The organism is Paenibacillus sp. EKM10P (assembly GCF_011800655.1).
Taxonomy (GTDB): Bacteria; Bacillota; Bacilli; order Paenibacillales; family Paenibacillaceae; genus Paenibacillus; species Paenibacillus polymyxa.
This window is the reverse complement of record NZ_JAALET010000018.1, coordinates 1-23,282: the sequence shown is the minus strand read 5'-3', so window position 1 is coordinate 23,282 and position 23,282 is coordinate 1. Positions and strand designations below refer to the sequence as shown.

Annotated in this window: 13 protein-coding genes, 3 pseudogenes and 1 riboswitch; of the genes and pseudogenes, 13 read left to right on the top strand and 3 right to left on the bottom strand. The window is 44.1% G+C overall.

The features are described 5' to 3' along the window. Positions 1-5 precede the first annotated feature (5 nt). Positions 6-104, top strand: a riboswitch (guanidine-I (ykkC/yxkD leader). Positions 105-184: 80 nt separating this feature from the next. Then, a pseudogene (locus HFE01_RS27445) lies at positions 185-313 on the top strand (DMT family transporter); the annotation flags it as partial. A gap of 163 nt (positions 314-476) precedes the next feature. On the opposite strand, the gene HFE01_RS24405 reads toward HFE01_RS27445, so the two are convergent. Next, positions 477-2,645 (bottom strand): amidase, encoded by a 2,169-nt coding sequence (locus tag HFE01_RS24405; protein ID WP_167438735.1) that lies wholly within the window; start codon positions 2,643-2,645, stop codon positions 477-479. 360 nt (positions 2,646-3,005) lie between these two features. Here HFE01_RS24405 and HFE01_RS24400 point away from each other — a divergent pair, with 360 nt between their 5' ends. Genes HFE01_RS24400 through HFE01_RS24390 form a run of 3 tightly spaced genes read left to right on the top strand, consistent with a single transcriptional unit; the run spans position 3,006 to position 6,849 of the window. Beyond that, positions 3,006-4,502 carry a spore germination protein gene (locus HFE01_RS24400; protein ID WP_016818798.1) on the top strand — a complete coding sequence of 499 codons (1,497 nt, stop codon included), beginning with the start codon at positions 3,006-3,008 and terminating at the stop codon, positions 4,500-4,502. A gap of 17 nt (positions 4,503-4,519) precedes the next feature. Next, positions 4,520-5,731, top strand: a complete 1,212-nt coding sequence (locus tag HFE01_RS24395; protein ID WP_017426908.1) for a Ger(x)C family spore germination protein — start codon at positions 4,520-4,522, stop codon at positions 5,729-5,731. Positions 5,732-5,751: 20 nt separating this feature from the next. Next, positions 5,752-6,849 carry a GerAB/ArcD/ProY family transporter gene (locus HFE01_RS24390; protein WP_016818800.1) on the top strand — a complete coding sequence of 366 codons (1,098 nt, stop codon included), beginning with the start codon at positions 5,752-5,754 and terminating at the stop codon, positions 6,847-6,849. 20 nt (positions 6,850-6,869) lie between these two features. Here HFE01_RS24390 and HFE01_RS27800 read toward each other — a convergent pair whose 3' ends face one another. Both HFE01_RS27800 and HFE01_RS24385 read right to left on the bottom strand, forming a co-directional pair. Beyond that, positions 6,870-7,046: a YczF family membrane protein gene (locus tag HFE01_RS27800; protein ID WP_464621282.1), complete on the bottom strand. Its 177-nt coding sequence runs from the start codon at positions 7,044-7,046 to the stop codon at positions 6,870-6,872. Next, positions 7,003-7,725 (bottom strand): LysR family transcriptional regulator, encoded by a 723-nt coding sequence (locus HFE01_RS24385; protein ID WP_250264500.1) that lies wholly within the window; start codon positions 7,723-7,725, stop codon positions 7,003-7,005. The genes HFE01_RS27800 and HFE01_RS24385 overlap by 44 nt, the downstream gene beginning before the upstream one ends. Between HFE01_RS24385 and HFE01_RS27795 the strand changes: the two are divergent. From HFE01_RS27795 to HFE01_RS24345, 9 genes and pseudogenes are all read left to right on the top strand, one after another. Then, positions 7,718-7,768, top strand: a pseudogene (locus tag HFE01_RS27795) (hypothetical protein); the annotation flags it as partial. The gene HFE01_RS24385 and the pseudogene HFE01_RS27795 overlap by 8 nt on opposite strands. A gap of 529 nt (positions 7,769-8,297) precedes the next feature. Further along, positions 8,298-9,968, top strand: a complete 1,671-nt coding sequence (locus HFE01_RS24380; RefSeq protein WP_243208250.1) for an RICIN domain-containing protein — start codon at positions 8,298-8,300, stop codon at positions 9,966-9,968. Positions 9,969-10,135: 167 nt separating this feature from the next. After that, positions 10,136-10,351: pseudogene (locus tag HFE01_RS24375) on the top strand (nitronate monooxygenase); the annotation flags it as partial. A gap of 157 nt (positions 10,352-10,508) precedes the next feature. Then, a complete protein-coding gene (locus HFE01_RS24370; RefSeq protein ID WP_045245283.1) occupies positions 10,509-10,916 on the top strand; it encodes a MarR family winged helix-turn-helix transcriptional regulator in 408 nt (135 codons plus the stop codon). 79 nt (positions 10,917-10,995) lie between these two features. Further along, the gene (locus HFE01_RS24365) at positions 10,996-12,765 is read left to right on the top strand and encodes an ABC transporter ATP-binding protein (protein ID WP_090891471.1); all 1,770 of its coding nucleotides are present in this window, start codon (positions 10,996-10,998) and stop codon (positions 12,763-12,765) included. Next, on the top strand, positions 12,752-14,602 hold the full coding sequence (locus HFE01_RS24360) for an ABC transporter ATP-binding protein (RefSeq protein ID WP_019687274.1): 1,851 nt from the start codon (positions 12,752-12,754) through the stop codon (positions 14,600-14,602). The genes HFE01_RS24365 and HFE01_RS24360 overlap by 14 nt, the downstream gene beginning before the upstream one ends. Positions 14,603-14,808: 206 nt before the next feature. Further along, positions 14,809-15,576 (top strand): IclR family transcriptional regulator, encoded by a 768-nt coding sequence (locus tag HFE01_RS24355; RefSeq protein WP_016818807.1) that lies wholly within the window; start codon positions 14,809-14,811, stop codon positions 15,574-15,576. Between the two features lie 186 nt (positions 15,577-15,762). Next, positions 15,763-16,452 (top strand): type 1 glutamine amidotransferase, encoded by a 690-nt coding sequence (locus tag HFE01_RS24350; RefSeq protein WP_019687275.1) that lies wholly within the window; start codon positions 15,763-15,765, stop codon positions 16,450-16,452. A 2,046-nt stretch (positions 16,453-18,498) separates the two neighbouring features. Continuing rightward, the coding region (locus HFE01_RS24345; RefSeq protein ID WP_167442874.1) for a non-ribosomal peptide synthetase at positions 18,499-23,282 on the top strand (4,784 nt) is incomplete at its 3' end.

The following is a 23,282-nucleotide window of genomic DNA, read 5'->3' as shown; positions in this document are numbered from 1 at the left end:
AATTTAAAAAGATTTTCTAGGGTTCCGCGATGTCATATCGGCTGGTCCAAGAGAAAACTCACAGTCGTTGTACTGTGTCACGGAGGGATAAGAGCCTGGGAGAAAAACTGCTGTATGCAGTATGATCTCAGGCTTTTTTTCATTGCTGCTTTAGTTCCGCACTACATTTACAGCGTTATCAAAAACTGGTATTGGAGCTTTGGTCGGGGCCATACTGGATATGATCCTTTATGGTGAATCACGTAATACCACGAGAATTTTATTCATTGCGATAGTACTAAGTTCAGCGGTTGGACTGAAGCAGGCAAGCTGAATAATGATGGGATTTGAAGAAAAACTCCCTATACTGCGAAAGCAGCGAGGGAGTTTGCTAATTTAAATATTTAATTCAAAGAGCTGGAAGTTACAGCTTCATCTGACCAACCTCCAGCCTGCCCAGCTCAATGATCCCGTTGCTAAGACCATGATGTCCTTCGTCATTGGGGTAAAGTGACAGACTTGATTTGAGCTGCGGTATTTCCGTAAATATCCTTCGCCAGCACGAGAATATGCAGTGTATCAGCTTGGGAGGCGCCTCCCTGCTTGAATTTAGTAGTTGGGAGCGCTGCTGACCAATTAGCTTTATCTTCTGTAATAGCGACACGCATGCCATTGACATAAACTTTGAGCTGCGCGATTTCGCTTTGATCTGTGACTGAACCTTCCAAAGCGAGAACATCGTCTTTGACCGAAGCATTCAACTTAAGTGCAGGGGCTCCTGTTTCCTTGCGTTTAGAGGGTGGAAGAGCAGTTTGCGGGTTATAGGAAAAGGTTTCATCCTCAAGCGCTGGTGTGCGTGTTGCAATAGGACGGTTTTTGGTTGCCTGCTCATAGGAATAAGCGTATCGAAGCAGGTCATTATCGCTATATGCGGCACCTGCCATCGTCAGATTGACGGGCATACCCGTATCCTTCATTGCGCCCATACTCACAGACACACTTGGGATCCCGTACTCGCGTAGAAGGAAATTCGTATTGGAGAAATAGTTGCCATTCTCCCAAGCCTCCTCATAAGACGTTTCATTCACATCAGAATCAGCCTTGCCAATATTCGAATTGGCCGGGAAAGCAATAAAATCAAGGTTGTTTTGCTTCATCCAATTTTCAAAATCTATCTTTCGTACATTTTCCAGCCCCCGCAACCCTTCATGAAACTGAGGAATTTGTTCGAAAGGGGTGACGCCTTTCTTTATGGTTTCAATGAATACGTCATAGTGACCAAGGTCTCTGCCACGTTTGGCATCTACCGAACCGGGCGGATTCGGGAAGACAGTTGCAGGGTCAATATTAGCCCATGACGGGAAATTCGGATCGCCCACACTTTTAAGGAATTCCTCAGCTGCATAAGGATTAAGCAGCCCGAATTCCTTTTCACTCCATTTTGCCGGCATCAAACCACGTTCTTCAGGTGTTTTCGCTGTTGGTCGGTCCTTCTCGCTGTTCACTTGCAAAGGGAAGTCAACTTCCACAACTTCAGCTCCAAGAGCTGTTAAATCCTTTACAGCTTTTTCCCATAATGCTTGTATTGAAGGTCTGAATTTAATCGGAGTTGTGGTTTCATGGTCCTTACCGATATAGATTTTCGGAACACCGATTCGTTTGCCTTTCAAAGCTTGAGTATCCCGCAGCTCTAGATAGGAATTGGGACGAACACTGTTGACAGAAGGGAGGCGAACGGCTTTCTGTTCTCGCCAGAAATCACCTTTTGTGATTTTATCCTCTACAACAATCACGTCAAGCAAGCGGAGCATGTCCTCGACAGTCCTCGTATGTGGGACCACGACATCCCGTATAGGAAAAAGCGGCCAATTCCCCCGAATGGAGATTAAGCCCCGTGATGGCGTGTAGGCAATTAAACCATTGTTAGATGCTGGTGATCTTCCAGAAGATACTGTTTCTTCCCCCATACCAAAGGCAGCAAGGTTGGCGGCTGTTGACACGCCAGATCCGTTAGAGGAGCCAGAGTACCAGGCTGCAGCCAAATAATTTGGATTGTACGGACTTTCAGCACGGCCATAAACGCCTCTTTGCATTCCTCCTGCTGCCATTGGCGGCATGTTGGTTTTACCAATTAGCACTCCACCGGATTTGCGTATCTTCTCTACAGTAAAGGCATCATCTTTTGCCATCAGGTTTTTAAAAGCCGGAGATCCAGAAGCAACAGTGAGTCCTTTAACCTTGTAACTGTCTTTAACTGTGTAGGGGATGCCTTGCAGAGGCCCGGTATTAATACCCTGTGCCCTTAGCTGATCAACCTGAGCAGCTTCTTTTAGCACATCGGGATTTAGAACAGGGATTGAATTCAGCCGAATGCCACTAGAATCATAGGCGTATACCCGGTTGAGGTACATGGCTGTGAGCTCGACACTCGACAGTGCTCCTGACTTCATCGCGTCCTGCATCTGAGCAATCGTAGCCTCTTGCAATTGAAATGTAACCAGGGAGGAGGCAGATTCACTAGTTTTACTTGGGGATGAGAGTGAGGGTGAAGGAGCGGCGGATGCAAGCGAGCATCCCGTGAGAGTTACAATCATCCCAGCCGCGATCCATTTGCAATAGCTACCGATTACATTCCTTGTATTCGCTTTTACCATTCGTGCGCGCATAGCATTTTCACTCCTTAAAATAGGATAGATAGAAATAGGAATTTGAATAGAGGGGAATGAGGAAAGGGTTCCTTTTTTTATATAAATCTTTCTAATTATACTACTTATTTTCATCCGAAATGTCAATTTTTGTAATGTTGAGGGTGAGGAAGTACGGTAACGATACAAGTTTTGATTTTTGTTCTCAGCTACTCTCTTTTTCTTTCAGCATATTTCAGAGTATTAAAGGTGAACATACTGTAATCTTTTTGGCATACAGGAGTAAAAATCTAGCAGCGGCCTGATTACCGATAATAAAATTCCCATATACTGCATAAAACAGGTTTGGACAGCAAATAGTATGGGCAGGAGGTGTAGATGATGCCCAGTAATGAAGACCCCTTGATCTCCATGAATTTAGCAAACAACTTGAAGGAAATCAGGTCCCGGCTTGGAAACAGCCCTGATATTATTATTCGTAAATTTGAGCTGGTAACTTCACATATAGAGGTGGCAGCTGTATATTTTAACGGTTTAAATGATAAAAACATCGTCGATGAGTTTATTACGCACATTATGGCCTTTGACACTCCCAACTGGGGAGGTCCGGAAGTCAAATCGGTAAGCGGAATTTATCAATTTATGAAAGACAAAGCCTTGAGTATCGGTGAAGAAAAAGTACTTAATGACTGGAAGGAGCTTTTTGAAGCCCTTTTATCTGGAAATACGATAATTCTAGTGGATGGACTGGCCAAAGCAATTAGCGGGAACACCAGCGGGGGCGAGGTCAGAGCGGTCACAGAGGCTTCTACCCAGGTAGCCATCCGCGGTTCCAAAGAAAGTTTTACGGAATCCATTGGGACAAATCTCTCCCTGGTCCGCCGGAGAATAAAAAACGTCAATCTATGGATTGAAACGATGAAAATCGGTGCTGTTACCCAAACCGATGTGGCTATCATGTACATAAACGGCATCGCAAAAGAATCGACGATACAGAACCTAAAGCAAAAGTTACAGGGTATCCATATCGATTCCATTTTGGAATCAGGGTACATAGAGCAGCTAATTGAAGAAAACAAATATTCACCTTTTCCAACACTCTATAATACCGAGCGTCCGGACAGTGTAGCAGGTAATCTGCTGGAGGGGCGAATTGCCATTTTTGTTGATGGAACGCCCTTCGTGCTGATTGCGCCTACTACCTTTTTTATGTTTTTTCATGCAGTTGAAGATTACTACCAGCGATATGACATCTCATCCTTGATCCGGTTATTGAGATTTATGTGTCTGGCGATTTCTTTGTTAGGCCCCGGTCTGTTTGTGGCAGCTCTGAACTTTCATCAGGAAATGATCCCGACCCCGCTGTTGATTAATCTGGCCTCCCAGAGAGAAAATGTACCCTTCCCTACTTTTATTGAGATACTCCTGCTTGAAGTGACGTTTGAGATTATCCGTGAAGCTGGCGTTCGAATGCCTAGCCCAATTGGACAGACAGTATCGATTATCGGAGGGTTGGTAATTGGGCAGGCAGCGGTGCAGGCAGGCATTGTTACTCCAGCCATAGTCATCGCTGTCTCTCTCACAGGTATTTCCAGTCTTGCCACCCCGGCGTTCAACATGGCTCTTTCGGTGCGAATTCTTCGATTCGTCATTATGTTCATAGCGGCATTTATGGGGCTCTACGGCGTGTGTGTATTTAGCTTTATAATGATTGCGCATATGTGTAGTCTAAGCTCCTTGGGGGTTCCATATATGTCTCCTATGGGTCCGTTTATAGCCCAGAATCAGCATGATGCCTTCTTCCGATTACCCTTCCAATTCATGAAGACCCGACCGCGCTTAATCAGTCAGAAAAAGCACAATAAACGTATTAGGTAAAGAGGGGGGCAAGCCGAATGAAGGATAAAGGGCTGCTGCGAATCATACTTTGTATCCTTATAATTATGCTGCTGACAAGTTGCTGGAACAGACGGGAACTAAATGAACTGGCGATCGTAACCGGCATTGGAATCGATAAAGCCCCAGATAAAGAGGAATATGAGGTCACTTTTCAAATTGTGAATCCTTCGTCGACGGCCACAAGTACGGGCGCAAATACAGGACAATCTACCACTACGGTCTATTCTACGACGGACAGGACTTTATTTGGCGCATTTCGCAAAACATCAAAAAAGACAGCAAGACAGTTGTTTTTTGCTCACACGCAGCTTGTTGTTATCGGGGAAGCGTTCGCTAGAAGTGGAATAAATGAGATTTTTGATGTGTTTGAAAGGTCTCACGAGCTTAGGTTGAACTCTACTGTTCTGGTTTCAAGAGGTGTTGATGCTAATGCTGTTCTGAAAATCCTGCTACCTATAGAGAGTCTGCCTGCGATAGGCATGGTCAAGAAAGCTAAAAACACGGCGAAAATATGGGGAGAAAACAAGAATATCAATATTTTTGAATTAATTAATGAAATCACTGGGGAAGGAGAAGTGGCTATTAGTGGCATCCGAATTATCGGAGACAGGGAAGAAGGCAAGAAGAAAGCAAGTTTGGAACAGACGGAAGTGAAGGCTATTCTCTCAATAAATGGGCTTGGAGTGTTCAAAAAAGGGAAACTAACAGCGTGGCTGGAAGGCTCCGAGGCCAAGGGTACATTATGGGTTCAGAACAAGATAGATCAAACCATAGTCAACATTGATACAGAAAATATGGAAGCATCGGTCGCAGTCCATATAAATTATTCCAAAACGGATATAAACGTGGAGCTTCAGGAGGGGATACCCGTTTTTCATGTTCACATTCAAGAGGAAGGAAAAGTGAACGAAACACGGGGATTTGTAGACTTCAGTAGTGCGGATGAGATCATGAAGTTGGAAGAGCAATTGGCCAAGCATACGAAAGAAGAAGTAATCCAGTCCATACAAGCAGCTCAGCGGTTAAAAAGTGACATTTTTGGTTTTGGCAATGAACTGAAACGTCTCCGTCCGAAGGAGTGGGAAGCAGTAAAAGAGCAGTGGGACTCCTTGTTTGCCCAAGGCAAGCTGGACATTCGTGTAGAGGCTTATATCCGAGGGACAGGAATGAGGTTAAAGCCGTACATGAATAAGGACCAATTTAACTAAAAGGAAGCGGAGCAGAAGTGATGAAAAAAGAAGTTATTGGTACAAATCAATTGTTTGCCATGATTATTTTATTTGAATTAGGAACAGCCATTGTGATTCCCATTGGACTTGAAACTGGACATACTATATGGTTATCGATCCTTCTAGCTTTGCCTGGGGGAGTGCTCTTGTATCTGATATTTCATGATTTGTACTGTCAATATCCTAATCTGATCATCAGCGGATATACCCAAAAAATCCTGGGTAAAACTATTGGGTGGCCATTGAGTTTTCTGTACATTCCTGTTTTAGTGTTTAATGGGTCCAGAATCTTGCGCGAATCCGGTGACCTGCTGATCGCTGCTTCCTATGACCAAACGCCGGTATTCATAATCAATGCCATTATGGTCACTGCTGTCACATATATTCTGAATAAGGGGGTTGAAGTGTTTTTTAGAACGTCAGAAATTTATCTGTTAGTTATTTTTTTCATGGGTTTCATATGTTTTTTTGTCGTGATTGCTGCGGGGCTGGTTGATTTTAAAAATCTGTTTCCGCTGCATGCTGTGGATTGGAAGCAGGCTCTTAGGTCGGCTTTTCCCAATATTTTAACTTTCCCTTTTGGCGAGCTGATCTGCATGACTACAATTTTCCCTCATCTGCAAAAATCTTGTCAGTCCCGAAAAACAGGGATTGCGGCTATCGTTTTAAGTGGCATCCTGCTTTGTTCTACACATGCTATCGAAATTTCAGTACTTGGAAAAAATATATATGAGAGAAGTACCTTTCCCATGTACACAACGATAACACTGGTTAACCTGGCAAATTTTATCCAACGGTTGGATGCTCTTGTTATTTTAACTTTAATTATAGGAGTATTCTTTAAAATGACCCTTTATTGTTACGCCGTCATAGCTGTGACTGCGGACTTATTCAAAGTACAAGATACCCGAAGACTGGCCATTCCTGTTGGTGTTGTTGTTCTGTTTGGTTCGCTGATCAGTGCGGAGAATTATCCAAGGCATTTGGAAGAGGGAGCATTCTTTTTGCGCTATATCCTGTCTGTTCTATTCACGGCCATTCCCATTCTGTTGTTCGTTGTCCACCGGGTACGTAAAAGATTAGGGCTATTGCGATAAGCGATAAGCGTTGAGCTTAGTTATTTCCGCAGACTCCTTTTCCGTACAGCTGCTGTAATGACATTAACAAAAGGAAGAAATAGAAAAAACACCATGACAATTACCTCTGGTATGGCTGTGTTGGCGAAGGCCGCCCGGATAGAGTGAAATGCTTCAAATAGGCTCATTCCTGACAGTAAATCGATTAAGATGGTCATCGACAATGCTAACAAAGCCAAGATGAAATATAAAATTACAATTTTCATGGTTCTTAAGTCTCCTTGGTGTGGAACTGAAATTACTACAGTTCTGAAATAGGGAAGCTAATGCTATTATCTCCACCAATACATACCCGTAGTCAGGTATTGAGCGTTCTTGGTCTTTATCTAAAATGCCTTCTTCATTCGTAATAAAACAATGGTTGGTGTTCTCTCGCTTGTATTCATCAAAATGGTCTGGACCGTCATTGTTGCACACCAGGACAATGTTCTCCTTGACCAAAGAATAATGAATGCATTTTTCCGGATGTATTTCCGGGTAGACCATCAAAGCCACATCTACACGTCCACTAATTAAGTCAACCTGGTTTTGTTCACATGTACCGTTGGTAAGGATGAATTTGACATGAGGATATTTTAAAGAGAACTCCCTAATAATCGGACTTAATCTAGAAATCGTTAAAGACTCTGGTGCAGCCACCCTTACAACGCCTTTAACCTCCTGGTTGCTTCGTATATTTCTAATCTGGTCATGAGTAGCCAGTAGATCTTCTGCTAGAGGTATTAATTCTCTCCCTAATGGGCTGAGCTTCAGATGCCTTCTCTCGTAAGTGAAAAGCTCCCCGCCAATCTCTTGGCGTGAACAGGAAGCATGGCTAAACCGTTTCCCAAAGTTTATTGAACAGGTGGACGGCTTCGACATACACTTTGTGCACGTTTGAGGTGAAGGGACATCCGAGCGACCACTGTTGCTGACTCATAGGTGGCCAGGATCATTCGTAGAGATGTTAGAACTAATACCTTATCCTAAATTGTTTGCCGAGCATCTAAATCGTTTTTTTCATTCATTAAGCATCTGATAGTCTCTATCCTTGTGAGGGTTATGAACAACCAGTACAATTGGTTACCGTCTGCACAAAGTTGCCCTCAACCCTAGTCTTCGAAATAACCACAATGAAACTGGAAATAAAAATGAAGAAAATTGATGAGCATGTACCATTTAAGAAGTCGCCTAATTGGCGGCTTTTTTGTGTTAACAACCTTTTGTCTTTCAAATCCTTCAGCTAACAGTTCAAAAGAACTATTTTTTAAGATATTACTATTATCAAACATCGAAGTACCGATAAACATAATAGCGCAGAAAAAACAGGTATATATACCAACTCAAAGGAGAATTACATAAAGGAGGGATCGAGAAAAAATAGCAGAGGATTTATTTTAAATACACTAATATAAGGAGAATGTAAATTGTTGAAAAGAACACTATTAGTATCAATTATTTTTTGCCTAGTAATAAGTGCATTTGGATTCACTGAGAAAACATTGTCGAAAGCTGCAGCGTCCACTGGATTTGCTCATCCTGGTCTATTACATACGAAAGCAGATTTTGACCGAATGAAGCAGATGATTCATGAAGGCAGACAACCCTATTTGGATGGTTGGAATCAATTGCAGTCCAGCCCACTTTCACAGGCTGGATGGAAACCACGCGCTACTTCTATCATTATCCGGGGAGGAAATGAGCAAAATGTAGCTCTGTTGTATAATGATATAGCTCGTGCTTACCAGAATGCACTTTGTTGGAAAATTACAGGGGACACCGCAAATGGAGATACAGCTCGTGATATTTTGAATGCCTGGTCTTCTAATCTTAAAACGATCTCCGGCAATGCTGATCGCTACTTAGCAGCGGGAATTTATGGGTATGAGTTGGCTAATGCAGCAGAACTTATGAGAGATTATCCGGGGTTTAATGTGGAACAAATGCAGAACATGCTTCTTACTGTATTTTACAAACCATTGAACGAGAGATTCCTTATTGGCAATGAATACGGCAATAGTCATAATGATTCATATATACAGAATTACTGGGCGAACTGGGATCTAAGTAATATGGCTGCCACCATTGCCATCGGAATATTCTGTGACCGCCAGGATATTTATGATATCGGTGTTGAATATTTTAAAAATGGTGCAGGAAATGGGTCCATTTATAATGCGATCCCATTCCTTCATCCGGATGGTCTTGCCCAATGGCAAGAGTCTGGAAGGGACCAAGCGCATACTCAATTAGGCGTTGGTTTAATGGCAACAATTGCTGAAATGGCATGGAATCAGGGAGATGATCTTTATGGATGGGCGGACAATCGTTTCCTGCGTGCTGCTGAATATGTTGCCAAATACAACAATGGCGAGGATGTACCCTTTGCAACTTATGAATGGGGATCAGGAAGAAACGGTGCGGTAAATATTCAATCTGGAATATCGCCTGACAAACGTAGCGAAATGCGTCCCATCTGGGCGATGATCTACAACCATTATGTCAATCGGAAAGGTCTGTCTGCACCCAATATTGCTGCCCGAATGGTTTTGGAAGGTACCGAAGGTGGTCCGAATTTGAAGTATCCATCAACGTTTGACCAACTTGGTTTCGGAACTCTTCTCTATACCCGGCCGGCCGGCAGCGGAGATCCGGCAAGCATTCCTGATGGAAATGTTTCTGATGGTACTTATCGTTTCATTGTGCGTTTGGATGGCAAGGCCATGGAAACCGATAATACGATAGAAGGTGCAAGTGTAATTAAATCAACCTATACAGGTGAAGCAAATCAGCAATGGAGTGTTACGCATCTAGGTGGCGGTCAATACAGTATCAAGAATGTGGAAAGTGGACGTTCACTCGAGGTAACAAATGGCTCTCTTGATCATGGCGCTAAATTCCAACTGGCTGCTAGTACTGACCAAGATCAACAAAAATTTGCTTTTATCTCTACAGGAGATGGTTACTATCGCATCACTCCTGTCATTTCCAATAAGCCAGCTGATGTCACAGGCCTATCCACTGCAGAGGGAGTTCCTATCCAGCAATGGCGGTATACATCGAATTATAATCAACAATGGAGGCTTGAATCTGTTGAATAGCACTGATCAATAATTTGCCTAAAAGCATCATTCTAACATCGTTTAATCAATCGGTTGAATCTCATTCAGCATTTTCTTAGTCAAGCCACAATATTGGGAAAAGATGTACGGTCAAAAACTGGTGTCGATATTCCGTTCGGCGCCAGTTTTTCTATAATTGAAAGAGAACAATTCCTGCTTACCCTATTCAAAACGCGATGACCCGGGACATTCGTCAGGCGGCTGCAAAAGCGAACAGCCCCGAGTATATGTCACTTTGGGCGGGACAGCGTCTTCGGTTAGCCAACGACCAACCTGCTGCTTCAATTGTAAAACAAACCATTGATCAAGCCGGTATTCTTGTCCAAAGATTTTCTATCACTGGAGTAGTCGATAATAAATAGGAGAAATTATTGCTGCGAAAATCGCAGCTTTTTTTATTTGTAGCAATTGTGAATAATTTATCCTTCTCCAACCATTCCATATTTTCCCGAATTGACTTTATATCCAGATGTCATTATTATCTTACAGTATAAGATAAATACAGAAGGTGGTACGGCAATGGACTATAAAGCATCGGCAACCGAACTATTCGAGTGTATCGTCAAATCGCGCAAACCGGCATTAGAGGAACGAGTGCATTTCTCTCGTGGTGAAATGGGAATTCTCATTGCTTTGAGTCATCAGGACGGGGTTACTTCGGGCCATTTGAGCGAATACTTGTCCGTCAGTACGGGACGGATAGCAACGGCGCTGAAAAGTTTGGAGAAGAAAGGGTTGGTTGTACGCCGTACGGATGCCAACGACAAACGTAAGGTGATTGTATTCATTACGGATTCAGGCAAGCAATTTATGATTGACAGGTATAACGAAGGAGTCGCATGGAGCGAGAAAATCCTTCGAAAGCTGGACGAACAGGATGCCAAAGAGTTTATCCGACTCATCAAGCTTATTGTCTCTAAAAGCTAAATTCCTATGTAGAGGACGTATGCAGGATACGTTAATTGCACCAAACACCTAAGATTTTCAGATAAAGGAGAACAACAGAATGCTGAAGATATTCAAATATCTCAAGAAAAATGAATGGATGTTCGTGCTTTGCAGCTTGGCCTTCATCGTTGTGCAGGTGTGGCTGGATTTGAAGTTGCCTGATTATATGGCCGAAATTACAACCAAGCTGCAAACTGCAGGAACGCCGATGTCGGAACTGCTGATTCCTGGTATTTATATGCTGTTATGTGCTGTCGGGAGTATGATTGCATCTATTATTGTCGGCTATTTTGCGGCAAAGGTCGCGGCAGGGCTGGCCATGCGCCTGCGTGCGATGGTCTTTGACAAGGCCTTATCTTTTTCGATGGAAGAGATGAACAGCTTTTCAACAGCCAGCCTTATCACCCGTTCCACGAACGATGTTACCCAAATTCAAACGGTGGTTGCGCTGGGGTTGCAGGTGATCATCAAGGCGCCGATTCTGGCCGTGTGGGCCATTGCAAAGATCGCAGATAAAAACTGGCAGTGGACCGCCTCTACAGGAGTGGCTGTGGCTGTCCTGATCCTGATGCTGAGTGTCATTGTTATTTTTGCTCTCCCCAGTTTCCAAAAAATCCAACGTCTCACTGATAATCTGAACAGGGTAACACGTGAGCATCTGACGGGGCTTCGCGTAGTGCGTGCTTATAATGCAGATCAGTATCAGGAGGAGAAGTTTGGGCAGGCCAATACCGAATTGATGAATACAAACCTGTTTGCGAACCGGTTAATGACAATGGTTGGTCCGGGCATGACCTTTATTATGTCGGGTCTGAGTGTCTCGATCTATTGGATTGGCGCTTACCTGATTAACGGAACGGCCGTGCCGGACCGCATTTCGCTATTCTCTAATATGGTCGTATTCTCATCTTATGCGGTGCAGGTGGTCATGGCCTTTATGATGGTAAGTATGATATTCTTCCTGATGCCTCGAGCTTCGATTTCTGCCAAACGGATTATGGAGGTATTGAATACCGAATCCCGCATCATTGACGGGCATGAGACAGCTGGAGAAGAGGGCGTTATGGGTCAGGTGGAATTCCGTAATGTCAGCTTTAAATATCCGGATGCGGAGGAGCCTGTGCTTCGCAACATTAGCTTTACGGCAAAACAAGGCGAGACGGTTGCCTTTATTGGCGCAACAGGCAGCGGTAAAACCAGCGTAATCAATCTGATTTCTCGTTTCTACGATGTGACTGAGGGAGAGGTACTCGTGGATGGTGTGAATGTCAGAAACTATAAGCAGCAGACACTCCATAACAAAATCGGGTATGTCCCACAGAGAGCCGTACTTTTCAGCGGTACAGTGGCATCCAATGTTTCGTATGGCGATAACGGAAGAGCAGAAGCTTCGGAGAAACTCGTCAAAACAGCCGTGGGGATTGCCCAAGGCACGGAATTTGTTGAAAAAATGGACGGTCAGTATCAAGGACGGATTTCACAAGGTGGAGCGAACGTGTCCGGTGGTCAAAAGCAGCGTCTGTCCATTGCGCGTGCCATCTACCGTCAGCCGGAGATTTATATCTTCGATGATTCCTTCTCGGCATTGGACTACAGAACAGACCGGATTCTGCGCTCGGCGCTTAAACAAGAAACCGGCCATGCTACGACACTCATTGTTGCTCAGCGCATAGGCACCATTAAGGACGCTGACCGGATTATCGTTCTGGACCAGGGCGAGATTGTAGGGAACGGCACACACAAAGAGCTGATGGCGAATTGCAGCACCTATCAGGAGATCGCTTATTCGCAGCTTTCGAAGGAGGAACTCGTACATGGACAAGAATGAACACACCGTCGGCAGTAAGCACATCGAAATGAAACAGCGAGGTCCCATAGGTAGAGGTCCTACGGAAGGGATGGGAACTGGTAAAAAAGCGAATGATTTTAAAAAGAACATTCGCCAGCTCTTATCCTACATCAAGGCCTATATGCCTATGATCATACTCTCAATGGTGCTGGCGCTGGCCGGTTCCGTCTTCAACGTGATTGGTCCAGATAAGCTCAGCGATATTGCCAACCTGATCCAGGAAGGAATCGTAACAGGGATTGATGTGAATGCTGTTCAGAAGATTGTTCTTGTATTGGTAGTTTTGTATGGTCTCGGCCTTATCTTTAATTATTTCCAAGGATTCATTACGGTAACCGTGTCACAGCGTCTTACAAAGAAGATGCGGACAGAGCTGTCCCGAAAAATCAATCATATGCCTTTGAAGTATTTTGATGCTACGAGCTATGGTAATGTGCTTAGCCGTGTGACCAATGATGTCGATACGATTGGACAAACGTTAAACAACAGTCTCGGCACGCTTGTCAGCGCACTGGCAACCTTTGTGGGTGCATTGATTATGATGCTATATACGAACTGGATCATGACCATTACTGGGATTGTAGCTACGCTGATCGGTTTTTCACTGATGACCGTAATTATGAAGCATTCACAGAAATATTTTGTAGCACAGCAAGCAGAGCTTGGCCAGATCAACGGTCATATCGAAGAAACCTATGCTGGGCATAACGTAGTCAAGGTATATAACGGAGAAAAAGCAGCCAAAGAAGTGTTTCATGGCATTAATGGCCGCTTGTATACAAATGCATGGAAATCCCAGTTCATGTCTGGCCTGATGATGCCGGTTATGATGTTCATCGGGAATTTCGGTTATGTTGCGGTCTGTATCGTGGGCGCTTTGCTGGTGAACCAACATGTTATAACGATCGGAACTATCGTGGCCTTTATGGTGTATATTCGTCTGTTTACACAGCCTTTGTCACAGTTGGCGCAGGCTGCAACCAATTTGCAATCGGCGGCAGCTGCTAGTGAACGTGTATTCGAATTTCTGGGTGAAGAAGAATTGGTGGATGAGAGCGACAAGACCATGAAGCTGGATAACGCCAAAGGGGATGTCGAATTTAAGCATGTCCGTTTCGGTTATAATGAAGACCATATGATTATCAAAGATTTCTCTATGAAAGCTGAAGCTGGTCAGAAAATTGCCATTGTTGGCCCTACAGGTGCCGGTAAGACGACGCTCGTGAATTTGCTCATGCGGTTCTATGAGCTGAACGGAGGGGAAATTTATATTGATGGAACTCCGATCAGCCAATTAACACGTGAGAATGTTCATAAATTATTCTGCATGGTACTGCAGGATACATGGCTGTTTGAAGGAACGATTCGTGAGAATATCGTCTTTTCCAAAGAGCATGTTACCGATGAACAGGTAGAAGCCGCATGTAGAGCAGTGGGTCTGCATAGCTTCCTTAAAACTTTACCGCAGGGTTATGATACAGTGCTAGACGACAAAGCTAATCTCTCTGCCGGTCAAAAGCAATTGATTACCATTGCAAGAGCCATGATTGAAGATGCGCCCATGCTCATTCTGGACGAGGCCACAAGTTCGGTCGATACGCGTACGGAGTTACTGATTCAACAAGCGATGGACCGACTTACTGTTGGGAAAACCTCCTTTGTGATTGCCCACCGTCTCTCAACGATTAAGAACGCCGATCTGATTCTGGTTATGAAGGACGGTAACATTATTGAAACGGGTAATCATGAGGAATTGCTAGGTAAAAACGGATTCTATGCCGATTTATACAACAGCCAGTTTGAACATGTATCCTGAAAAGTACAATTTTAGGGAAACACGATAGGAATCATCAATATCATATCAGGGTAAAAATGAAACGTGTTTGGATGACCCCTTCAAAGGGCGACCCAGACACGTTTTTTTATAAACTACTCAGTTGTAAGATATCGCAATTGTAATGTTATCCTCTCTAACCTTTTTGGTATAATGAGTCCAAATTGGAGTTGAGGAGTGAAAACAGATTGTCTGGTGTAATTTCTAAGGCTGTTCAAATTTTGGATTTGCTGCTTCCGCAAGGCACTGAGAAAGATATGAGTGTGACGGAAATAAGCAAAGCGTTAAATATGCCGGTGCAGAGCGTGCATCGCTTGCTTACCTCATTAGCGGAACATGGCTTTGTGGCCCAAAATACAAAGACGAAACGTTACAAGCTTGGTCTGTCCATTATGAAGTACGGTTTTTTAATGTGGGACAGTTTAATGTTGCGTACCATCGCAAGACCTTTTATGGAGGAGATATCGAAACAAACAAAGGAGACTGTATATTTATCGGTTCGAGAAAATGCAGAAGGAATTTACATTGATTCTGTCGACTCACCACAAGTCTTGAAAATATCAGAACCCATTGGGCTGCGTTTGCCATTGTTTATAGGAGCCTCTAATCGAGTTATTCTGGCTTTCCTGAACCCAATGCTGCAAAAAACAATCATGGATTCCTTCGAATGGAGTGAGGCTACTTCTTTAAAAGCATTTTTACGAAAAGATGTCGAACAAGAACTTTTGACGATTAAACAGAATGGATATGCTATTTCAATAAGCGAGGCAACGGAGGGAACCACAGGAATCGGCGCTCCTATCTTCTCATACGAGAACACCGTAATCGGTTCCTTGAATGTTGCTGGACCTTCGATAAGATTTGGGGAAGTTAACATCGAAAAGTATTCAAACATGGTGAAAAAGTATGCTAACCTCATATCCAACGAGCTTGGCTATCGAGGACGTGTTAGGTAGTTTGGCTTGCTTAGAAACACCTATTCATTGCACATCATCTGCCTTATCAATTCCTGTTTCGTTATTCAGGGAAGTGATGGGGAATAGTTATATTTTTTGTTATCATCCCATTATTCGGGATAATCATATTGTTAATACTGAAAAGTGAGATAATATATGATTATTCAACAAGAGGGGTGAGTGTATATGAAGATTGTTGTATTTCGTCACTTTTCATTTGACGATCCATCCGTAATCGCTTCGTGGTCCAAACATGCAGGTCACGAACTAATCGTGCAGGATCCTGCCCAAGGTATTGATAAGAAGTGGCTTAAAACATTAGATCTCCTTGTGATTTTGGGCGGACCCATGAGTGTTTACCAAGAAAAAGAACATCCATGGCTTATTGAGGAGAAGGCGTTTGTAAAAATTGCAATCGAAATGAAGAAAAAAGTACTAGGAATTTGTTTAGGGGCTCAGATGATATCGGAGGTTTTAGGAGGATCCGTATTTCCAAACCGCGAAAAGGAAATTGGCTGGCATGGCTTCCATAGGACGCAAGAATACCATGCATGGTTAGCTAAAATTCCCGAAAAATTCACTTCATTCGCTTGGCATGGAGATACGTTCACGTTGCCTGATGGGGCCCAGCATCTCATTTACTCCGAAGCTTGTGAGAATCAAGCCTTTGCGTATGGAGAACATGTTCTAGGTTTGCAGTTTCATTTGGAATCTACCACTGATTGTATCCAGCAAATGCTTGCAAATTGGTCGCATGAGCTTTGGGATGCACCGTTTATTCAAACCACTTCCTTGATCAGAGAAGGTATAGATCATTGTGAGCAATCAAAAATGTTATTGTGGGGAATTCTGGACCAAATTGCGTTAGCCGCTTAGGAAGCGATAAATCAACATGGGAATGGGATCGGGAGCTGCACGAATACAAATTGCCTTGGGGGTAGTTTCATTACAAGCTTGGCACAAAAACGATTCGATTTGTACAAAGTATCCATCACACGACAAATATGTTCGGTACTTCCACTGTGTCAATATTCACTCCATTATTTAAGGTCAAGTCGCCAAAACTTAAAAAAATAGCAAGTCTTCCTGCCACATGGAGACTTGCTATTTTGTGTTTTCGGGTCAATACATTTTACAAAAGTAATGGTCCAAAAGTTATAAATTCTCTAAAAATCTAAACTTTTAATGAAAAATCAAAACGTTTCTATTAATAAAAAAATAAAATTTATAGCTGAAATGAGAGAATATTTAATTTAAATAGAAATTTCAAGAGAAAATTTAAAGAAAATTCCGCTTGGAAAATAGTTCAAAAGAGCTAAAAAAATCACTATCTATTTAAAAAGTGAAGAGTTATTAATTTTGAATTAATTCAGCTTGAGTAAATAAATACCATGATTTAGGTAGTTAAAGATAATCGCTGAAAAAGTTGAAAATTGTCGGATGGTGTCGGGAACGGTTTGTTACATTTGTGTTAATGATATGTAATGTAAAATTTGTTTTGGTGCAAGGGGTTTGGAGTTTCATGCAAGCATACATCATTTTTATTTTATCGGTTATAAAATCAAAAATTTTGTTCTAAATCACATTAACTTGTCATGCTTAGTATTCAATTTAATAAAAAAGTGCAATTCTTGCATTTAAAGATATAAATATAATAGAATAATATGGGCTGTTTAATAATTTTATGAAATCTATCAATTTGGAACTTATGTCCCATGTTAATTGGTTTTAAAGTTTGTATATTTAAAATAGCTAGAAAGTATTGGGAGTAAAGAAGATATATAAGGATTTATTTCTATATTATGGACAGCAAGAGGATGTTAGAAATTTTTATGGCGACTCGGTCGTGTCTTGGCTTTTGAAAATCGTGTTCCAATCTGACTGAGAAGACCCAGCTATTTTGTTTCACCGGACATGAGAGCATTGCCTAAAATGGCTTCATAAGTACATAAGCTGTTTTCTTTTGTAGACACTGTAGGGAGCACTGACTGTATCCAAAAATCATGGCAGTTGTATAAACAAGACTGCAAGATTATCTGTCCATAGCATCATTCCGGTAAATCTGTCCCATATCTTCTGTATTCCAAAGACAAATCCTATTTATTCAGATTAACCTTTCACCGAAGAGCTTCATTTGATGCAGAAAACACCTGAAGAAGTACTGTAAAATGCACGGTTAGTTCAAATGATTATGCCCGTTTGTGCACAGATTTTGAGGAGTGCGAAACGTTTCCTAGCAGCGTGGAAACTTCGCTAGCTCTTTCGATGACCGTCGCTTTTTTATCCATGTACAAAATCAGGAAGTCATAAGCGCAATCGTGAGTTTTTGCCCCCTTCAACCTAGAATTACGCTCCTAACCACGGTGCAGTAGCTCATGCGTCTCATAGCATCAATACCCTCAAGCTAAGATTCAGACAGCACACATCACGACACACTACGTTGTTAACATTGCGGCAACCGTTCTACAACCCACCACCAAGATGCACTCACAGCATAATTCAAAAATGTCCCCATTCCATGCACATATTCATACATCCAGAGTCAGAGTTTTTTCACCATGTCTGCCCAACTAAAAAAGCTTGCACTGCGAAAGTGTGAGCGAAGAAAAGAAGATGTACTTGTTTTGATCAAAACCAGCTTCTCGAAGCTCCGGGGGCTGAAGGGTACCAGCTTCCTGATAGGAGAAGGAGAAACGGTAACGATTGTCGTCGCGTGCCGTGGCGGCAAAAGCATAATTATCAAACTGCTACAACAAATATGCGCACTCAGATCTTAATGGTATATCAGGAGTGGTCGCTTTTTACTGACTTCTATTGGCAATTTAATACCGGAGAAAAGGCTCGCATGACCGTTCCTTGCCAAGGGAGGTCATTTAAGCAGAGTTACTTTTACCCATATCTATTTTGCGAGGAGAGATACGTATGACTCAGCACAATGTTCAATTGTTTACATTAAGCCAGCCACAGCAACGTATTTGGTACACGGAGCTTGTGTATCCCAATCGCAACACATCTACGATTATTACCACTGTTAAAATCAAGGGAACGGTTCGCATAGATGCATTGCAGGAGGCAATGAACCGGGTGGTTGCACAAAACGATTCTTTTCGTATCAAAATCACGGTTCGGGACGGCATTCCCTATCAATATGTTGAGCCGTTTGCTGCTCAAAGCATAGAAACCCTTCAGGTTACTCCAGAGGAAGCTGAGCTATGGGTGAGTCATCATAATGCCCAGCCGTTCCCCTTACTGGATTCGCAGTTGTATCGATTTGTTATTTTGCAGCTGGGGGCAGAAGACACCTGGTTTAGTTTCAAGATGCATCATATTATTTCTGACGGCGTTACCATGGAGCAGGCCATTAATGAAATTACGGGGAACTATATGAGTATTGTACATGGTACAGGTTCAGATACGCCGGTCCCAGCGAACTCATATCTCGATTTTATTCAGACGGAGCAAAGCTATGAGCAATCAGAACGCTACCAAAAGGACAAGGTGTACTGGACGGAGAAATTTGCCGACTTGCCGGAGGTTACAGGTTTAAAGTCTTATAATCCGCTCACGATAAGCACGGCTGCACGCCGAGAGGTTTATACACTGGAGCACGAATTATATCGTGGTGTCACGGCTTTTTGCGAGGCGCATAACATCAGTATTTTTACATTTTTCCTGGCCGCATTGTATATTTTTTTACATAAAACGACAGGTGAACAAGATTTAACCGTTGGTACATTGTATGCTAACCGCACGTTAAAGAAGGAAAAAAATACAATGGGCATGTTCGTCAGCACTGTGGCTACACGTCTGCAAGTTGAGCCGGAATCCGAGTTGCTCACTTTTCTACACGGTGTTGGCAAGGAGCAGGCATCCATTTTGCGGCATCAGCGTTATCCGTATAACAAAATCATGCAGGATTTGCGTCAACAGCAAAGCGGCACGGATATTGGCCGCTTGTTTGGCGTTACCATTCAGTACCGTACGCTGAGCTTCTCTCGTTTTGATGAAGCCATTCAGCAGGTACATACTGATTTCTGCGGAGATACGGTGAGCGACTTCGATATTGCCATGATAGACATGCTGGATGACGATAAACTTGTATTGCAACTGGATTATCGGACCGAGCTGTTCAGCGAGCAGGAGATCGCCCGAATTATTCGCCAATTCGTGAGTGTGGTAGAGCATATGGTGAAAGGGCCACAGAAGCGGATTCAGGAGTTGTCACTGATGAGTGACGAAGAGCGGACTCAAATTATGGATGTATTTAATGCGACAGCTGTCCCCTTTCCACACGATGCGGGTATTCATGAGCTATTCGAGGAACAGGCAGAACGTTCGCCGGATCAGACAGCGGTTGTATTTGGAAATCAGAGTCTAACTTATCGGGAACTGAATGAACGATCGAATTCATTGGCACGAATCCTTCAAGTACAGGGAGTAGGACCTGACAAGCTGGTTGGCCTGATGGTACAACGCTCAGTGGAAATGATTGTAGGTCTGCTGGCCGTTCTAAAAGCAGGCGGAGCTTATGTGCCGATTGATCCCGAATTTCCGTCATCTCGTATTGAATACATGATGGAAGACAGCAAAGCGGCAGTGCTTCTGACCAGTCGTGATCTGGCAGAAGAGCACCCTTGCCATGCCAATGCTATATTTCTTGAGGATGCAGCATTGTATCAGGGAGAAAGCAGCAACCTGCAGGCGATTGCTCGCCCAGAGCATTTGGCCTACGTCATCTATACCTCTGGATCAACCGGAAATCCAAAAGGAGTTATGCTCCAGCATCGCTCGGTACTCAACTTTATTACCGGGATGCGTGAAATAATTGACTTTGAAGCTGGCAAAACCATTTTGTCACTGACAACCATTTCATTCGATATTTTCGTTTTGGAAACCATCTTGCCGCTGCTGACTGGAATGACGGTTGTGCTTGGCGACCACCAGCATCAAGTGGACCCTCAGGCACTGGGTGAGTTGATTACCCATCATCATATTGAGATGTTGCAAATGACACCATCCCGGCTGCAGATGCTGCTGGATCATGAAGCAGGTTCCCACGCGCTACAGGGTGTGAAGGAAATCATGGTGGGAGGTGAAGCCCTTCCTTCCAAGCTTTTGGGAGCGCTGCAAGTAATAAATGGTCTCCGTATTTATAACATGTACGGACCTACAGAAACGACAGTTTGGTCGACTGTACAGGAACTAACTCATGCTCAAGAAATTAATATAGGACGTCCCATCGCGAACACCCAAATATATATCCTAAATACGAGCGGGGAATTGCAGCCAGTCGGTATACCGGGAGAATTATGTATAGCAGGGGAAGGGTTGGCCCGTGGGTATTGGAATCGCGAAGATCTGACGGCCGAGAAATTTGTGGAAAATCCGTTTGCTGGAGGCAAAGCGGGCTATGAACGGATGTATCGTACAGGTGATTTGGCCAGATGGACACTGGACGGCAATATTGAATATTTGGGACGAATGGATCACCAGGTTAAAATCCGGGGCTACCGGATCGAACTGGGCGAGATCGAATCACAGCTTTTGCAGGTGGAGTCGGTACGAGAAGCGACCGTCGTGGCCCGTACGGACGAAACAACGGGCCAAAAACAAATGGTAGCGTACTATGTGGCCAATCAAGCCATGGAAGCTAGTGAACTGAGAAGTGAGCTGGGGCAGGAGCTACCGAGCTATATGGTGCCGTCGTATTTCATTCAGTTGGAGCAGATGCCGCTGACACCGAACGGTAAGATCGACCGCAAGTCCCTACCAGCACCGGAAGGCAGCCAGCAAAGCGGAGCGGATTATGAAGCGCCGCATACCGCGCCAGAACGGGCACTCGTTGCAATCTGGCAGTCCATCTTGGGCGTGCCAACCGTCGGTATTTTGGACAATTTCTTTGACCTGGGCGGCGATTCGATCAAGGCGATTCAAATCGTATCCCGTGCGTTCCAGGCAGGCTACAAGCTGGATATGAAGGATCTGCTTCGGTGTCCAACCATCGCAGCATTGGCACCACTTATGACAAGTCGTATGGCAGATCAGGGAGAAGTGAGCGGGGAAACGGCATTGCTTCCGATCCATCATTGGTTCTTTGAACAGGAGCAAGTGGACGCGCATCATTTTAATCAGGCGGTTATGCTGCACCGGGAGCAGGGCTTTGACGAAGCTGCTTTGCATCAAGCGCTAATCCAGTTGACGGAGCACCACGATGCACTGCGGATGGTGTTCAGGAAGACCGAGCAAGGCTACCAAGCGTGGAATCGCGGAATACAGGAAGGCGAGCTGTATCATCTGGACGTGCTGGACTTTAGGGATTTGACGGATGAAGTCATCCTGAGCACGAAGATTGAAACGAAAGCAACTGAAATTCAACACAACATAAACTTGTCTGAAGGACCGCTAGTGAAGCTGGGTCTGTTCCGTTGCACCGATGGAGACCATTTGTTGGTAGCGATCCACCATTTGGTGGTCGACGGCGTGTCTTGGCGTATTTTGCTGGAGGATTTGGCATCCGGCTATGAGCAGGCTTTACGGGGCGAGTCTGTCCGCTTACCGAATAAAACGGATTCCTTCCGCCTTTGGGCGGATCAGCTTTCAGCTTATGCGAACAGTACTGCGTTGGAGAAGGAACGGCCATATTGGGAGCAGGTGGAGCGAGCTGGTGCTGTTCAACAGGCATTGCCTAAGGATTACACTCGTAAGTCTCAGGCCAAACCACAGCTTCGCGATGATCGGACACTGACCGTAGCGTGGACGGTCGAAGAAACGGAACAATTTTTGAAACAAGCCCATCGGGCCTACAGTACAGAAGCAAACGACCTGCTGCTGACAGCTTTGGGTACGGCCGTTCAGGAGTGGGCAGGCATCGGTCAGGTGCTTGTGAATCTGGAGGGTCATGGACGGGAAGCCATTTTGCTGGATATGGATATTACGCGCACCGTCGGTTGGTTTACCAGCCAATTCCCAGTGGTCCTGGATATGGGCGAGGATCGGAATGTGGGACAGCGTGTCAAGAACGTCAAGGAAGGGCTACGCCGTTTGCCGCATAAAGGGATTGGATACGGAATTTTGAGATATTTTGCTGACAGGGCAGAAGAAGCCACTTTTGTGGCCGAGCCGGAAATCAGCTTTAACTATCTCGGCCAATTCGATCAGGATTTGAAGCAGAATGCATTCCGTATGTCTCCTTATTCCGTCGGAGCTTCCATGAGTGACACGTTGACCAAGCGGTATGCTCTGGATATCAACGGCATGATCACGGACGGTGCCCTGGAACTGACGATCAGCTACAGCAATAAAATGTTTATGAAAAAATCGATCAAAAAACTGGCTGATCTGCTGCAGGAGAGCTTGCGTGAGGTGTTGGCTCACTGTGTGGCCAAAGAGTTGCCGGAGCTGACCCCAAGCGACTTGTCCTTCCAAGGACTGACGGCTGTAGAACTGGATCATATTGTAGAGCAGACGGCTGCTGCGGGAGAACTGGAAAACATTTATTCGTTAACCCCTATGCAAAAAGGCATCCTGTTCCACGGCTTCATGGAGCCGCAATCCGGGGCGTACTTTGAGCAGGCGACATTTGATCTACAAGGCCACTTTCAAGTGGAGGCTTTTGCCGAAAGCCTCAACCAGCTGGTGGGTCGCCATCAAATATTCAGAACGAATTTTTATAGTGGCTGGAATGAGCAGCCTTTACAGGTAGTGTA

What these genes read in the sequence shown, in the direction of transcription:
- HFE01_RS24405 (WP_167438735.1), bottom strand. Translation starts at nt 2,645, where the DNA reads ATGCGCGCACGAATGGTAAAAGCGAATACAAGGAATGTAATCGGTAGC.
- HFE01_RS24400 (WP_016818798.1), top strand. Translation starts at nt 3,006, where the DNA reads ATGCCCAGTAATGAAGACCCCTTGATCTCCATGAATTTAGCAAACAAC.
- HFE01_RS24365 (WP_090891471.1), top strand. Translation starts at nt 10,996, where the DNA reads ATGCTGAAGATATTCAAATATCTCAAGAAAAATGAATGGATGTTCGTG.
- HFE01_RS24370 (WP_045245283.1), top strand. Translation starts at nt 10,509, where the DNA reads ATGGACTATAAAGCATCGGCAACCGAACTATTCGAGTGTATCGTCAAA.
- HFE01_RS27800 (WP_464621282.1), bottom strand. Translation starts at nt 7,046, where the DNA reads ATGACCATCTTAATCGATTTACTGTCAGGAATGAGCCTATTTGAAGCA.
- HFE01_RS24350 (WP_019687275.1), top strand. Translation starts at nt 15,763, where the DNA reads ATGAAGATTGTTGTATTTCGTCACTTTTCATTTGACGATCCATCCGTA.
- HFE01_RS24395 (WP_017426908.1), top strand. Translation starts at nt 4,520, where the DNA reads ATGAAGGATAAAGGGCTGCTGCGAATCATACTTTGTATCCTTATAATT.
- HFE01_RS24390 (WP_016818800.1), top strand. Translation starts at nt 5,752, where the DNA reads ATGAAAAAAGAAGTTATTGGTACAAATCAATTGTTTGCCATGATTATT.
- HFE01_RS24360 (WP_019687274.1), top strand. Translation starts at nt 12,752, where the DNA reads ATGGACAAGAATGAACACACCGTCGGCAGTAAGCACATCGAAATGAAA.